General features: G+C 62.6%; 9 protein-coding genes. 1 reads left to right on the top strand and 8 read right to left on the bottom strand.

Annotation, left to right across the window (positions count from 1 at the left end):
* Positions 1-57 precede the first annotated feature (57 nt).
* The 8 genes from CAG46_RS06175 to CAG46_RS06140 all read right to left on the bottom strand — a co-directional run bounded on the left by CAG46_RS06175 (position 58) and on the right by CAG46_RS06140 (position 11,406).
* Entirely contained in the window at positions 58-393 is a 336-nt protein-coding gene (locus CAG46_RS06175) for a GlpM family protein (protein WP_015271577.1), read from the bottom strand.
* Between the two features lie 26 nt (positions 394-419).
* Positions 420-1,748, bottom strand: a complete 1,329-nt coding sequence (locus CAG46_RS06170) for a sigma-54 dependent transcriptional regulator (protein ID WP_046614764.1) — start codon at positions 1,746-1,748, stop codon at positions 420-422.
* The gene (locus CAG46_RS06165; RefSeq protein ID WP_025340401.1) at positions 1,745-3,649 is read right to left on the bottom strand and encodes an ATP-binding protein; all 1,905 of its coding nucleotides are present in this window, start codon (positions 3,647-3,649) and stop codon (positions 1,745-1,747) included. The genes CAG46_RS06170 and CAG46_RS06165 overlap by 4 nt, the downstream gene beginning before the upstream one ends.
* 73 nt (positions 3,650-3,722) lie before the next feature.
* Positions 3,723-4,457 (bottom strand): amino acid ABC transporter ATP-binding protein, encoded by a 735-nt coding sequence (locus CAG46_RS06160; protein ID WP_003258023.1) that lies wholly within the window; start codon positions 4,455-4,457, stop codon positions 3,723-3,725.
* Entirely contained in the window at positions 4,454-5,125 is a 672-nt protein-coding gene (locus CAG46_RS06155; RefSeq protein WP_075046155.1) for an amino acid ABC transporter permease, read from the bottom strand. Before CAG46_RS06155 ends, CAG46_RS06160 begins: the two co-directional genes overlap by 4 nt.
* Positions 5,126-5,872, bottom strand: a complete 747-nt coding sequence (locus CAG46_RS06150; protein WP_025340399.1) for an amino acid ABC transporter permease — start codon at positions 5,870-5,872, stop codon at positions 5,126-5,128.
* 142 nt (positions 5,873-6,014) lie between these two features.
* Positions 6,015-6,932 (bottom strand): glutamate/aspartate ABC transporter substrate-binding protein, encoded by a 918-nt coding sequence (locus tag CAG46_RS06145; RefSeq protein WP_085614214.1) that lies wholly within the window; start codon positions 6,930-6,932, stop codon positions 6,015-6,017.
* 319 nt (positions 6,933-7,251) lie between these two features.
* Entirely contained in the window at positions 7,252-11,406 is a 4,155-nt protein-coding gene (locus CAG46_RS06140) for an NEL-type E3 ubiquitin ligase domain-containing protein (protein ID WP_085614213.1), read from the bottom strand.
* Positions 11,407-11,615: 209 nt separating this feature from the next.
* Between CAG46_RS06140 and CAG46_RS06135 the strand changes: the two genes are divergently transcribed.
* A complete protein-coding gene (locus CAG46_RS06135) occupies positions 11,616-15,944 on the top strand; it encodes an NEL-type E3 ubiquitin ligase domain-containing protein (RefSeq protein WP_085614212.1) in 4,329 nt (1,442 codons plus the stop codon).
* Positions 15,945-15,955 lie beyond the last annotated feature (11 nt).

The raw sequence follows: 15,955 nt of genomic DNA, 5'->3' as shown, positions 1-15,955 counted from the left end.
ACGCGCCCCATCGCGACACAAGGCCGCTCCTACACGGACCGCGTCAGCCGACCGGCCTCAGTGCATCCGCACCCACAGGGTCACCAACACGGTCGCGGCCATCAGCCAGGCCACCGTGGCCAATGCCAGCGATGCCTCCAGGCGCATGCGGTCGACCAGTACATACAAGGTCGCCAGGTACACGAAGTACGGAATGATCGACCACATGCCGAACAGGATGGTGGTCTTCAGGTCGGCAATGCTGCGCCCCTTGCCGACGATGTAGTGGGCAATCAGGGCGAAGGTGGGGAACAGCGGCACCAGCCCGGCGATGTAATAATTGCGCGTCTTCGACAGCACCGCCAGCAGCAGCACCACGCCAGCGCCCAGGGCAGCTTTGAATACCAGGTCCACGTTGTCTTTCCAGGTTGGGGTTGAGGTCAGCCGAGGCCGTATTTCTTCACTTTGTCGAACAGCGTGGTCTTGGCCATGCCCAGCTCCTGGCTGGCCTGGCTCAGGTTGCCGCCAGTGCGTTGCAGGGCATCGCCGAGCAGGTTGCGCTCGAACGCTTCCACCGCCTCGGCAAAGCCCAAACCTTGGCTGGCACCACCGCTGGGGCCTTTCTTGAACGCTGGCAGGCCGAGGGCATAGCGTTCGGCGACGTTGCGCAGTTCACGCACGTTGCCCGGCCAGTCGTGGGCCATCAGGCGCGACAAGGTCTGGCTGTCCAGCGCAGGCGTTTCGCGGTCGAAGCGCAGGGCCGACTGTTGCAGGAAGTGTTCGAACAGCTGCAGGATGTCTTCGCGGCGCTCGCGCAGCGGCGGCAGCTCCAGGGTCACCACGTTCAGCCGGTAATACAGGTCGCTGCGGAACTGGCCGCTCTGGCCCATGGCATCCAGGTCGGACTTGGTGGCCGCGATCACCCGGCAGTCCACTGGAATGCTCTGGTTCGAGCCCAGCCGCTCCAGGGTGCGCTCCTGCAGCACGCGCAACAGCTTGATCTGCAGGTTGATCGGCATGCTCTCCACCTCGTCGAGGAACAGCGTGCCGCCGTTGGCATGTTCGATCTTGCCGATGCGGCGTTTGCCGGCACCGGTGAAGGCGTTGGCCTCGTGGCCGAAAATCTCGCTTTCGAACAGGTTTTCCGGCAGGCCGCCACAGTTCAGTGCCACGAACGGCTGGCCCTGGCGGCGGCTGAAGTCGTGCAGGCAGCGGGCGACCAGTTCCTTGCCGGTACCGGTTTCGCCTTCGATCAGCACGTTGGCCGAGGTATCGGCGACGTTGGCGATCAGTTCGCGCAGGTGCTCCATGGCCGGCGAGCGGCCAATGATGCGCCCCTCCAGGCTGCTTTGCTCGGCCAACTGGCGGCGCAGGGCCACCACTTCGCGCGACAGCCCGCGCTGCTCAAGGGCGCGGCGCACCACGTCGACCAGGCGCTCCGGGGAGAAGGGTTTTTCCATGAAGTCGTAGGCGCCATTGCGCATGGCGCCGACCGCCATGTCGATATCGCCGTGGCCGGTGATCAGTACCACCGGCAGGCTGCGGTCGCGGGCCTTGAGGCGGTTGAGCAGCTCCAGGCCATCGATGCCCGGCAGGCGGATATCGCTGACGACGATGCCGGCGAAGTCGTCGCCGATGCGTTCCAGCGCCTGTTCGGCGCTGCCTACGCCTTCGCAGGCGATGTCTTCCAGGGCCAGCGCCTGTTGGCAGCCGAGCAGCACATGCGGGTCGTCTTCGACGATCAGGACGGTAAGAGGCGCTTGGTTCATGGGTGCTCTGCCGATTCGCTAGGGGGTGAGACCAGGGGCAGGGCGAGAACGAAGGCCGTGCCGCCGCTGGCGGGGTGCTCGACGTTGAGGCTGCCCTTGGCGGCGGCGGCAAGGCTCGCCGACAGGGTCAGGCCCAGGCCCAGGCCGTGTTCGCCCGGCTTGGTGGTGAAGAAAGGTTCGAACAGGTGCTTGCGCGCCTCGGCGTCGATGCCGTGGCCATTGTCGCGCACCTGCAAACGGTACTTGTCGCCCTGCAGCTCGCCTTCCAGCCACAGTTGCGGCAGCGGCTGGGCGGCCATGGCATCCAGGGCGTTGCCGATCAGGTTGACCAGGATCTGCTCCAGGCGGGTCTGGTCGATGGCCAGCTGCTGGTCCTCGAACTGATTGTGCAGCTGCAGGTGGCAGGCGCTGATGCGGTTGGCCAGCACCTGCAGGGTAGCGTCCACCGCCTTGGCCAGCGAGGCCTGGCCGCTGTCGTCACTGCGTCGGGCGAACGAGCGCAGGCTGGCGGTGATGCGGCCCATGCGGTCGATCAGGTCGTTCATGGTGCGCAGGTTGGTGCTGGCGGTTTCCAGTGCCCCGCGCTCGAGGAAGCGCACGGTGTTGCCGGACAACGTGCGCAGCGCGGCAAGAGGTTGGTTCAGTTCGTGGGCAATGCTGGTGGACATCTGCCCGATGGCGGCCAGCTTGCCGGCCTGTACCAGTTCGTCCTGGGCGTGGCGCAGGGTCTGCTCGGCATGCCGGCGCTCGCGAATCTGGCCCTTGAGGCGTTCATTGCTGGCGCGCAGGTCGGCCGTGCGTTCGGTAATCCGTCGTTCCAGCTGGCTGTTGGCTTCCTGCAGGGCCTCGCGGGCTGCCAGGCGGGTGGCGATGACCTTGCGCCGTTCGTTCCAGGCAATGCCGAGGATCGCCAGCAAGGCAAAGGCCACGCCCACCAGGATGCCCTGTACCATGGATTCGCGGCGCAGGTCCTGCAGCGGGGTCAGCAGAGTGAAGTGCCAGGGCGTGTCGACCAGGCGTCGGGTCTGGGCCAGGTAGGCCATTTCGCGGGCCTTGCCCTGTGCGGTTTCGCTGTTGGCCGGGAAGGTCAGCTTTTCCACACCATCGGCCAGGGTTTCCCGGGCCAGGGGCTGCAGTTCGTTCAGCGGCCACCAGTAGTATTGCAGGCTACGGGCCAGGCGCTCCTTGATCTGCGGGGTCAGCGGGCGTACCGACTTCAGGCGCCGGGCCGGGTCGCTGGAGAGGATGATGATGCCGTTCTCGTCGCTGACGAAAGCTTCCAGGCGGGCACGCTGCCAGCGCTCCTCGAGGGTGTCCAGGCGCACTTTGATCACCGCCACGCCAATGATCTTGCCGTGTTCCTCCAGGCCGTGGGCCAGGTAATAGCCAGCCTCGCCGGTGGTGCTGCCGATACCGTAGAAACGCCCGGGCTCGCCTCGCACGGCGGTCTGGAAGTAGGCACGGAACGACAGGTCCTCGCCGAGGAACGAGTCGGCATCGCGCCAGTTGCTGGTGGCCTGGACCCGGCCATTGGTGTCGAGGACGAAGATGGCCCGGCTGCGGCTGCGCCGGTTCAGGCCTTCGAGGTATTCGTTGACGATCTGCCGCGAGCCGCCATCAGGGTCGGTGAGCAGGTGCGAGACGCTGTCTTCCAGCTCCAGCAGGCTCGGCAGGTAGGTGTACTTGCTGATTTCGCTCTCGACCGTGCGCGCGTGCAGCTCCAGCTGGCGCTCGCCGTTTTCGCTGAGGGTGCGGATACCGTTGCTCTCGCTGATCAGGTAGCCAGCCATACCCAGGCCGACCATCAGCAGGATGATCAGTGGCGGCAACAGCAATTGGCGGAGCAGGCGGGATTTCACGGCAGGCTTGGCAGGGAGAAGAAGCGAAGGATCGCATTTCATCACAGTGGCCTTGTCACGACCAGCGCCTGCTGCCCGAAAGGGCAGCGGCGCCGACCGCTTCAGTGAAGCAAAATCAGTGTTGCAGGATCTTGCTGAGGAAGTGCTGGGTACGCTCGTGGCGGGCGCTCGGGTTGCCGAAGAAGTCTTCCTTCTGGCAATCCTCGATGATGTTGCCCTTGTCCATGAAGATCACGCGGTTGGCCACCTTGCGGGCGAAGCCCATTTCGTGGGTCACGCACATCATGGTCATGCCTTCGTGGGCCAGTTCGACCATCACGTCCAGTACTTCGTTGACCATCTCCGGGTCCAGCGCCGAGGTCGGTTCGTCGAACAGCATGACGATCGGGTCCATCGACAGGGCACGGGCGATGGCCACGCGCTGCTGCTGGCCGCCGGACAGCTGGCCTGGGTGCTTCTTGGCGTGGGCACCGAGGCCTACGCGGTCGAGCAGGGCCAGGCCCTTCTTGGTCGCTTCCGCTTCGCTGCGGCCAAGCACCTTGCGCTGAGCAATGGTCAGGTTCTCGGTGATGGACAGGTGCGGGAACAGCTCGAAGTGCTGGAACACCATACCGACGCGCGAACGCAGCTTGGGCAGGTTGGTCTTGGGGTCGGCGATCGAGGTGCCGTCGACCACGATGTCACCTTTCTGGAACGGCTCCAGGGCGTTGACGCACTTGATCAGGGTGGACTTGCCCGAGCCCGACGGGCCGCATACCACCACCACTTCACCCTTCTTGACCTCGGTGCTGCAGTCGGTCAGTACCTGGAAGTCCCCGTACCACTTGTTGACGTTCTTGATGGAAATCATACGGTGATCCTTTTTTGCAGGCGCTTGACCAGCCACGAAGCGGAGAAGCTGATGAGGAAGTACACGACACCGGCGAAGATCAGGAACTCATGGGAGCGCCCGATGATGTCGCCGTTGGAGCGTGCCGAGTTGAGGAAGTCCACCAGGCCCACGGTGTATACCAGCGAGGTGTCCTGGAACAGGATGATGCTCTGCTGCAGCAGCAGCGGGGTCATCTTGCGGAAAGCCTGGGGCAGGATGATCAGGCGCATGGTCTGGCCGTAGGTCATGCCCAGTGCCTGGGCGGCGCCCATCTGGCCCTTGGAGATCGACTGCACGCCGGCGCGGACGATTTCGCAGAAGTACGCGGCCTCGAACATCATGAATGCCACCACGCAGGAGGTGAAGGCACCCACCGGGGTGTCCTCGCCGGTGATCCAGCGCAGCACGAACGGTACCGCCAGGTAGAACCAGGTAATTACCAGCAGCAGCGGGATCGAGCGGAAGTAGTTGACGTAGGCGCCGGCCACGTTCGACAGCAGCTTGCTCGACGACAGGCGCATCAGGGCCAGGATGGTCCCCAGCACAATGCCGCCGACCACGCCCATGACCATAAGCTGCAGGGTCATGACCATGCCTTCCCACAGGGCAGGCAGGGCCGGGATGATTTCGCTGAAATCCATGTCCATTTATTTGCCCCCTACGGAAATCAGGCCGGGCACCGAGACTTTCTTCTCGACCATGCGCATCAGCAGCATCAGGCCCATGTTCAGGGTGAAGTAGATCAGCGTGGCCAGGGTGAAGGCCTCGAACAGGTTGGCCGAGAATTCGGCGGTCTGCTTGGTTTGTGCCAGCAGTTCCATCAGGCCAATCAGCGATGCCACCGACGAGTTCTTGAACACGTTCAGGAATTCCGAGGTGAGCGGCGGAATGATGATCCGGTAGGCTTGCGGCAGCAGCACATTGGTGTAGATCTGCGACAGGCTGAAGCCCATGGCGCGGGCGGCGGCTTCCTGGCCACGGGGCAGCGCCTGGATGCCGGTACGCACCTGTTCGCACACGCGGGCGGCGGTGAACAGGCCCAGGCAGATGACCACGCTGATCAGCGCCGAGGTGGTCGGGTTGAGGTCCTGCTTGAACCATTCCTGCAGGCCTTCTGGCAGCAGGTCCGGCACCAGGAAGTACCAGATGAACAGCTGCACCAGCAGCGGTACGTTGCGGAACAGCTCCACGTAGGCGGTGGCGATACCTGCTACCACACGGTTCGGCACGGTACGCATGACACCGAGGACCGAGCCCAGCAGCAAGGCGATGATCCAGGCGGAGATGGCGATGGCGATGGTCCAGCCCAGGCCGGTGACGTACCAGTCCAGATAGGTTTCGCTGCCCACGCCGGTGGACTTGAAGAACACGCCCCAGTCCCAGTTGTAATTCATCGGGATTTCCCCTCAGACGATTGTTTCACGGGCACCTTCGAGCATCCGAGAGCGCTTGGCGCCCTCGGATGAAAGGTTAGACACTAATGAGTGGCCTGCAGTATTGATTGGTGCTGTTGAGCACCAGGCCACTATCTGAGAGTCAGGACTTCTTCTCGTCCGCAGCCTTGTCGGTCGGCTCGGCGATCAGTTTCTTCAGCTCGTCGCTCATCGGGAACTGCAGGTTCAGGCCCTTTGGCGGGATTGGCTGCTGGAACCACTTGTCGTAGCTCTTGTTGACTTCGCCCGACTTGAAGTAGCCGACGATGGCGTCATCGACCGCTTTCTTGAAGGCCGCGTCATCCTTGCGCACCATGCAGCCGTAGATTTCGTACGACTGCGGGGTACCGGTGATGACCCAGTCCGTCGGCTTGCGAGCCTTGGCCATTTCGCCGGCGAGCAGGGCGTCGTCCATCATGAAGGCCACGGCGCGGCCGCTTTCGAGCATGTTGAAGGCTTCACCGTGGTCCTTGGCGGAAATCACGTTCATCTTCATCTGCTTGTCGGCGTTCATCGCCTTGAGGATGCGCTCGGAGGTGGTACCGGCGGTGGTCACCACGTTCTTGCCGGCCAGGTCCGGGAAGTCCTTGTATGCCGGCTGACCGTCCTTGACCTTGGTCAGCAGGCGGGTACCGACTTCGAAGATGCCGACCGAGAAGCCGACCTGCTGCTGGCGCTCGACGTTATTGGTGGTGGAGCCGCACTCGAGGTCCACGGTGCCGTTCTGCACCAGCGGGATGCGGGTCTGGGAGGTGACGAGGTTGTAGCGGACCTTGATGTCCGTGCCCAGCTGCTTCTTCAGGGCGTCGACGACAGCCAGCTGGATGTCATGCGAGTAGCCCACGGGCTCGGGCTTGCCGGCCAGGTAGGAAAACGGGATGGAGGAGTCGCGGTGGCCCAGGGTGATGGTGCCCGAATCCTTGATCTTCTTCAGGGTGCCGGTCAGTTCTTCGGCCATGGCCGGCGAAGCGATCACAGCGGCCGCGATGGCGGCGCCCAGCAATTGACGAACGATGCGCATCAAATTTTCCTCGACGTGTTTGTTTTTTTTATGGAGCCGTTGGCGGACTCTTCGTTCAACGAATACAGAAATAAACGATTGCATTCGGCTACCAAGTGTAGAGCATGAGTCGTGCCAAGCCCTGTGTTCGATGATAACGCCGCGAATTTGCTGGGAATCAAACTTTTTTGACCATTGTATGACGGTGAGTTGCGTGCGCATTTCCGAACGAATTGTTTTCTGTCATTCGGAAATCCGAACGCATATCTCGTCAAACGCTGCCGCTACCAACTCGGTCAGGCCCCGGTCCAGGCAACCTGACCGGGGCAGCGTTCGAGGATCAGCGCTGAAGCGGGCGGTCCACGTCAGCCGACCTGGAACGTGCCCACGCCTCGGCCGTCAAACGGCGAATCAAGGTTGATTCTTCTGCCGCCAGTTCGTGCATCAGTGATCTGGCGCGTTCTTCGTAGTCGCCTTCCTGGCCCGCCGTGGCCTGCGCTTCGAGCGCTTCCATCCGATCGTGGTAAGGCCCGGCCATCGCCTCGAAACGCTCCGCATAGGTTTCACGCAGGTAGGTCTGCCAATAGGGGCGGGCGGCGAGCGCATCCAGCATGGGTAACGTCTCGTAGGTGCCCAGCACTTCCAGTTGCGCATCGTTCAGGTCCGCGGACGTCACATGCGCGTACGAAGCGAAATGCATTTCATCGGGCGGTACTGGCAGGTCGAGGGCGTCTGCAAGGCGCAAGCGATAGAACAGGCGGACTTCGATTTCATCCGGCCTGCGCCCTGCCTGGCGCAAGCGCTGGACATGGCGATTGGCGATGGCATCCAACAAGTCGAGACGATGCAACTGCTCCCCCAGGTGCAGCAAGCTTGTTTCTCTCATTGCAGCAGGTACGCCTTCGACGCCCTGATAAGCCATGACGCCGACTTCCATCTGGTTGAGCATCAGCAGCAGGCGGTCATCGCAGCTGCGTGGTCCATCGGCTTCGCGAAACAGCTGTTCACGCAGCGCTTCGTTGTTTTCGCAGGCTTCCAGGATATGCCAGGCGCGCCGACGATAATGGCGAGGATTGTCCTGGAAGTCCTCGCTTTGGGCGAAGTCGGCCAGGAACCGGAACATGCCTGCCGAACCAGGCTCTTCGATCAGGCGGTCCCAGGCTGCCTCGCGTTGAGCGCGAAGCAGCTCGTTCCTGGACGCTACCCAATTGGCGCGGGTGTCCTCGTCGATCACCCCATGGGTGTAGCTGGCGCTGCCCCTGCCACCGGCATCGGTGACGCCGCGCGCTTCGTCGAGATACTCGATACTGCTTTCGCTCAAGGGGTTGTCGTGCAGGTTGAGGCGCTGCAGACGCAGGCGCAGCCCGCGCATTTCCCGCTGTAGCTCGCTGATCCTGTTGTCGCGCAGATCGACATGGGCGCGCATCGTTATCAACTGGTGAATCTGGCTGATGTCTGCCTGCCCAGTGGCACGCAGCTGCAGGTCACGCACATGCGGCAACGCCGACAGGTCAGGCAACCCATTGAGCGGGTTGTAGCTCAGTATCAGCGTATCGAGGCGCTGCAGTTGGGCCAGGCGGCTGCTTGCCGTCTGGTCCAGGGTGATCCGGTTGTTGCCAAGGTTCACGCGTCGGAGCTGGGTAAGGCTTTCGATGCCCTCGGGCAAGTGGGTCAGCCGGTTGCCGCTGAGGTCCAGATCGACGATGTTGGGAAAACGCCTGAGGAATTGGGCATCGATGTGTTCCAGATGCATGTCGCGCAATGTCAGCCGGCGCACATGCCCGTATTCGATGCCGGCTGGCAACGCTGGCAGGGTCGGTACGGACTCGCCGTCTATGAACAACTCGTACTGGTCGTTGCCATCCACCAGCTTGCGCCGCCAGCTGCGGCGAAGGGCATCGACGATACGGCGGCGGCGGATGGCGTCGACCGGCGACTGCCAGTCGGCCTGCCAGGCCCGTAGCGTCTCGCGTAGTTCGCCAAGCTGGCGTTGCAGCATCTGATAATGGCTCCACAGGTTTTCGCCTCGCTGCCGCACGGCGTTCAGGTAGGCGTCCAGTTGCAGTTCGCTCAGTGTCGGGAAGATCTGATGGATGCCTTGGCGAATGGCCTGCCGGCTGCTTTCGCCGCCACCGCTGAGTGGGTATCCAAGCCTTCCATCGGCAAAGCGCCTGGGCGGCCGCAGATTGGCACCGATCCGGGGGAGCCCGAGGATTTCCGCCGTGCGTTGCCGATCCTGCACCGCGGCCACAAGGAGTTGCTGACGGAGCTGCCTGGCCTGCAAATTGCGGTTTCCAAGCTTGGTTTTCTGCTGCTCGTCAAAGGTGCGCAGTACCGTTTCGAGCAAGGTACCGCTGGCCAGGTGATTCGCGTCATTGGCCAGCCTGTAGCCGTCTGGTTGTCGCACGATGATCGACACCTGACTGTTCTGCGTATCTGGGCTTGCATACAACAGGCGACCTTTCTGGTGACCTTCACGCAGTTCCACACGCAATGCGGCCGGCCAGGGCGCTTGGCGCTCGATCAGCCCCATCGCCAGTTTTTCGCTGTCGGCTGTACCCAGCGCCGCCAGGCGCATGCCAAGGCAAGCCCGGTCGATACGGCTGTCCCGCTCATGCCAGCGGGCACGTTCCGCCATGCCCAACGGCACACGCCCGGTTGCCTGGAGTTTTTCCAGCTGGGAGGAGCTGCTGTGCTCGATGATTTCCTGGGCACCCCTCGGTGAGAGATACCTGAAGGCATTCATCAATGTTCTCTGCTCATCGGAAACGGCTTGGCGCCGGGCGAGCAATTGCTCTTCGAAGGCCACGCCGCGTAGCCCCGGGTGGTCGGTATGCAATGCGATACGTTCGTGGATGTCGAGCAGCCGCGCTGGCGGTGAGGCGTGTTCCTGGCACAGTTGGCGTAATTGCTCCGTGGAAAAACCGGTGACATCCTGCAGCATGCTGGTGTTCGACTCCTGAAGTTCACCCAGGTGGTTGCCTTGCAACCCCTGCAGCAGTACCGACGCGTTTTCCTCGGCTGGGAAGTAGTGAAGAGAGCGAGCCAGTTTGACTTTGCCTCCAGGAAGCGGCCTTGGCGCCAACCCATCGACAAAAGGTACCCGCCGTATTGCCTTTATCGCGCCTGCGCTGGCACCGGCGAACACCAGTCCCTGGGCCACGGTGAACAGGTGATCCAGAGCCCCTTGGCGATCACCCAGTTGCCAGTCCTGATAGCCTTCGTAGACCTCGTCCAACAGTTGCGCAGCGCTCAGGACCAGCATCAGGTCGCCTACGACGGGTACGACGAATGCAACCAGCCCCAGCAGGTCCAGCCCTGCGCTGAGCATGGCCTGCAAGCGCCTGTGCCTGCTTAGACGGTCTTCCTGATCGGTCGCTACGGCCAGGTAGGCGGCATCGTCGAAGATCCTGGTGATCAGCAACGCCTGCACGTGGGCGAACACATCACCGCTCACGGCGAGGTTGCGCCCGTCAATTTCCGGGGTGTGCTCCTTCTTCGATGCAGCCAAAGCCCGCGAGAGAGCCTGGTCGAACTCGCTCCTGTCCTGCGCCTTGACGAAACGCCGCAGAAAGGTCTGGAACGACCGATGTTCGAGGCGCCTGGCAAGGTCGTCGTAGAGCTCGCCCCACGAGTCGTAGAAACGCACGCTTCGGTCAGGGTCATCAGGGATCCAGACGATGATCTCATCGAGGGCGGAATCTGGCAGCGGTCGCCATTCGAGCGCGATGATGCCGACCATGCACTTGCCCAGCACATACAGTTGGCGCGGGATCAGGCTGCCTTTGCCATGCACCGGCTGGGCAGGAGGCGCAAGCACTGATAGCAACCGCAGCAGATCCTGCTCATCCAGCTGGCCCTTGAGCCTGCCTTCATGAAGCGCGGCCCGCATGCGCGAACGAATACCGCGCTGAAACTGCTGTTCCACCTTGATTCGCGCCTGATCCGCTGGTTGGCCTCGGCCCGCTCTGGGTTTGAGGATGCGGTTCAGAAGGGCTTGGTATCGTCCGCCGATGTCCAGCGTGCGGCACAGGCTGGCAAAGCGCTCGAACGTCATCGCCAGGCGCCTGCCCTTTTCGTCTACCAGATACGCCTTGCGCTGCCACCAAGGCTGGGTTTCGTGTGCTTCGAAGTTGTGTAGCGCGGCGGCTAGCAGGCTCTGTCGTGTGGTGTGAGTGATGCTGGGTTGGTAGAGCTTTTCTGCAGCAGAGGGCAACTGAAACGCTTCGCTGATGACCACGTATGTGGACCGAGGGTCGACCTCGCCAAGCCCTTCTGCAAGCAAGGCGCCTTCGAGCAGAGGGACGGCGAACTGTTCAATGTCCGGTATCGAGGCAAGCAGATGCTTGAGGCTGTCGGCTGCTTGCTGCTGTTCGCTCAAGGCCTCGCGATAGGCTTCACGGTGCTGTGCGTCCGCGCGTATCAACCAGTCAGGAAGCTGCTGCGCGATCAGATTGTCGATGGAGTCGGACGGGATACTTTCGATGGGCGGCACGTGGTGATCTCCGGGGCTGAAAAAGCCACCAGAGCATCACGCTGGGAACCTGGCTTGGCGGTAGATAGTGCTGCTTGAGTTGCCTGCGGTGCCGGCAGGGGCGATGACGGCCAGCCGGGAAACCAAGGTTCGATCCATGAGCATTATCTAGTGCCCATGCCCGGTGCGCAGGTGTTGAGGTGGCCACCCATTGCCGCTGGAGACACCACATGACATCCGTTGAATTCCCCCCTGACTCGATCGATACGCTGATTGCTCATCAGTTGCCCGATTGGCTCACGCATGCCCCGGCCGATCGACGGAGCACTTTCCTGAAGGCCTTGCGCAAACAGGAACAGACCACCCGCAACCTGGGCGAGGTGCTACACAAGATTCCATCGCTGGACGTGTTTGCCCGGCAACTGCTTACCGCTGGCTTGCAGCAAGCCGGAGTCAGCAACGAGCAGGCGTGGCGTTGGCAGGTGTTCCAGCAGGAATCGAAGTTCCAGCCATCCGTGCAGCCGGGGATACGCAAGGCATACCCTGTCAGTTGGTCTACACGCAATTTGTTGACCGCCGCGCTGCACAACTATCACGTCAACGAGACAAAGGCTGACTCCCTGCGAAACGCCTATTTCCTGGACGGGAATGGCAGGAGGCTGCCATTGAACTTCGAGGCGTTCGCGAAACTGTGCAGGCAATTGGATGTGGGTGGACAATACCAGGCCACGCTCGTTACGTGCCTGAAACCGAGTGACCCCCAAGGTGCCGCGCCGGGGCAGGCCGAGCGCGAGGTACACAAACTGTTCGAAGACAATCAGCGCGCGCATTTTCAGGTCGCTGTGTACATGGCTTTGTTCAAGGGCGCGTTGGACGAACGCAGCTATCTGCAACTGTTGCCCTTGTTGGCTGAAACCCCGGTGGTGCCGGCATTGCCCCAGGTGACCACGGCGCGGCAGCTCTATCTGCTGGGGAAATGCATCCGCGGTGTAGTGACCCTCGAAGTGGCACAGGCAGGCGGCGGTGGTATCGAGGGGGTCATTGCCTGGATTCCCGGCGATCCGATCACCCCTGTCGCTCGGTTTGCCACCTGGCAAGCGCTATACGCTGCACTGGCCGTTCGTTTGCAGAGCCCGGGCTACCGTGCATTCTTCGCTCGGTTTGTCAGTGAGCGGGACCGAGTCCGTTTCTTTACCCTGTTGACCGAGCGCCTGGCGAAGAGAGCGGGTTCGGCTATCGAACTCGACGGTCGCCACCTGGCTGTCAGTGAACCGCTGTACGTCCACCTGCTACGCTTGCAGATAGGCAAGATCTATGACGATGCCCGCCTGCTCGCCGTGCCCACGGGCGATGAAGACCAGCAGGCCCGTAACGAGCGGTTCAACGCCTATGCATCGCTGGGGTTGGACCTGCTCAACCTGGCGGGCCTGTTCGTGCCGGTGCTTGGGGAGGCATTGCTGGCGGTGGCTGCGGTGCAGGTGGCTTCTGAAGTCTATGAGGGCTACCAGGACTGGCGTATCGGGGATCGCGAGGGTGCGCTGGACCACCTTTTTGGTGTGGCGGAAAACGTCGCCGCCGGTCTGCTGCTTGCCAAGGGCGGCGCGGCAGTGATCCAAGGCTTGAAGCGGGTCGCCTTCGTCGATGACCTCGTACCGTTATCTGATGGCCTGGGCATGGTAAGGCTGTGTTCGCCAAGTCTCGAAGGATATGGCGTGGATGCTGCCGAGGCGAAATTGGCCGACGCTGGGGGCGCTTCCGATTACCGCCTGCTGCGCAGTGAAGAGTCGGCCTTTCAGGTCTGGGACGATCCGCAGGACGGGATACCGCGTATTCGTCACCCGGACCGCGCCGAGGCATTTGCGCCATGGGTGGAGGACAACGGCGGTGGTTGGCATCATGCGCTCGAGCAGCCTCAGCGTTGGCAGGGCGCTGCTCGCCTGATGCGGCGCCTGGCGGCGAGCCTGGCAGAAGTGCCTGATGACACGGCGCACCAGCTGTTGCAGATCACCGGTCTGAAGCTGGAGCAGCTTCGCCGGCTGCGTGTGGAGAATGCTCCGGCTCCGGGCCGTTTGCTGGACGCCTTCGAGTTCCATCAATTGCATGAGCAGATGCCATTGTTACGGGGGGCAGCGCTTGATCGCGTCTTCACCGAGCGCCAACCCAAGCCCAGTGCCGAGGCAGCTGCCGTGCTTGTGCGTGACTTCCCCACGTTGTCTGCGCACGCGCTGGACGAGTTGCTTGGCCAGGCTTCTGGTGTGCAACTCGATAACCTGGCTCAAGGTCGGCGAGTACCGCTGGCGCTGGCGGAACGTGCGCGCTGGCTACTGCATGACACTCGTCTCGATCGGGCCTGCGCCGGCGTGCGCCTGCTGCGCGCGGCCAATGCAGACAGCGAGGCCTTGGCGTTGGGGCTTGTATCGGAAACCGCCCCATGGCCGGAATCGGTTCGCGTGGAGCTGCGTGAGGCGCAGGTAAACGGCCGGCTCTTGATGGCTTTCGGTGCCGAGCAAACTGCTGATGTGCGTTGCATCGTCAGAGGCGAGCAGGGATACCATCTTGCTGACGCTGCCAGCCAGAGTCTGGAGCTTTCACAAGCGCTACTGCGCCTGCTCGAGGACGATCAGAAAGGGCTGCTCGGCGGTATCGAAGGGGAGCAGGGCCTGCGTGATTCCCTGGCTACCCTGGCCGCTGCCGACCGTGAACGGGCCGCGCGGCTGATCGGCTTGGCGCCGGTCGGGCAGGGGCTGCGCCCGGTGCACAGATTTGCCGACGGGCGCATCGGGTACCCTCTCAGTGGCCGTGCCGAAAGCAGCCGGCAGGCAATCAGAAGCGGCATTCACCAGGTATTTCCGACGTTGACCGATGAGCAGATGGACGCTTACCTGGCGGAGCTCATGCAACACTCGACAGGGCTATGGGAACACTTCAGCCAGCTCCAGCAGCAGCTTTCCCGGTTGCGGGAGGCGTTGCATGGCTGGTGCGCCGAGGCTCCAAGTGTACTTGAGTATGCCAGGCGACGCCGGGTGGCCCGGCAGGTACGGCAAAGCTGGCGGCGGAAAATAACCAATCACGCCGGCGAATATGTTCTGACAATCGACGGAGAGCGGCTTGGCTCCCTGCCGGTGTTGCCCGCTGGGCTGGATTTCGGACACGTCAGCAGGCTGGTGCTGCGAAACATGAACTTGAGCGAAGTCGGTGCAGACTTCCTGTCACGTTTCGGCAACCTGATCGAGTTGGATCTCGCTGGCAATCGTCTCGAGCAAGTGCCTGTCGGGCTCGAGCGACTGTCGCGCCTGCTGCGTTTGAACCTTTCCGGCAACCGTATCGTGATGAATGTCGCCAGTGAACGGCGCCTGGCCAGCCTGGGGCGGCTGGCGATGCTGGACCTGAGCCACAACCCGTTGGGGCGCGCGCCTGTGCTGACCGGCTTGCACCAACTTACTGATGTTCGGCTGCGCGGCGCAGGCCTGGAGACGACGCCCGCGGACGTGATCCTGCGTGGGCATGTGGACTTGAGGGAAAACCGTATTCGCCAGTTGCGCCAGGAACTGAACGGCTTGGGCGAGCGATTGCAGTCGTTCAGCCTGCATGACAACCCGCTCGATGCCCAGGGCGAGGCCGCGCTTGATCGGGCTGCCGGTGTTGACCGCGCCGGCAGCAGGGGTGGTGGCTCGTTTCGCCATCGTGCTGTTGACCTCACTGTTCGCGATGCCTGGGTCGGCAAAGACGGCGCATCGAAAGCCCCCAGGACCGCATTGTGGGAGTCGTTACACCAAGAGCCCGAGGCGCAAGGGCTGTTCCAGTTTCTCGCGGACTTTCTCGACAGCGACGATTTTCATGAATATCCCGGGTATTACCGTAAACGCATCTGGCGCATCCTTCAGGCATGCGAGCAACATGAACAGCTGCGGTTGCGGGTGTTTGCCGAGGCCTCGGCCCCCCGCACCTGCGAAGACCAGATGCTGTTGATTCTGGAGCAACTGGAGTTGAGCTTGCTGGCGGAGCGGGTGAGCAGCCGAGTTCCAGCGGCGGAACTGGAAGAGGGGCTGGTTCGTCTGGGGCGGCAACTGGCTCGCCTGGATGCCGTCGACCGGTTCGCCGCCGCGCACATCAGGCAGTTGCGCAGAGGGGAGGCGTCGATCGTGGACGATATCGAAACGAGGCTTTTTTTCAGGCTGCACCTGCGGCAGCCGCTTGACCTGCCAATCGTGCCGGACACGATGCACTTCGAAGATTTCGCCAACGTCACCGAGCAGGATCTGCGCAGCGTTCAGAATAGTGTGCTGGAAATGGAAAGCCGAGAGGACCTGATCGTCTCGCTCGCCCAGCGCCCGTTCTGGGAGGTGCATGTGCGCCAGCGTTACCCGGATCGTTTCGACACGCTGCGGCAGCGCTTCGACCTGCGCCTGGAACAGATCGAGGCGGACCTGGCCGCGCAGCGCATCGATGAATGGACCCATGTACAACGCGGCAGGACGGTCATGAGTGATTATCAGGTTGCCGAACGTGACTTGATAAGCACGTTGGCCAGGGAAGCCTATGACCGGTTGAACCTGTGACTGCAGCGGTT

It is taken from the genome of Pseudomonas sp. B23(2017), assembly GCF_002113725.1.
GTDB lineage: Bacteria > Pseudomonadota > Gammaproteobacteria > Pseudomonadales > Pseudomonadaceae > Aquipseudomonas > Aquipseudomonas putida_Z.
Note: the sequence above shows the minus strand (reverse complement) of the source record. Positions and strands in the feature narration are given on the sequence as shown.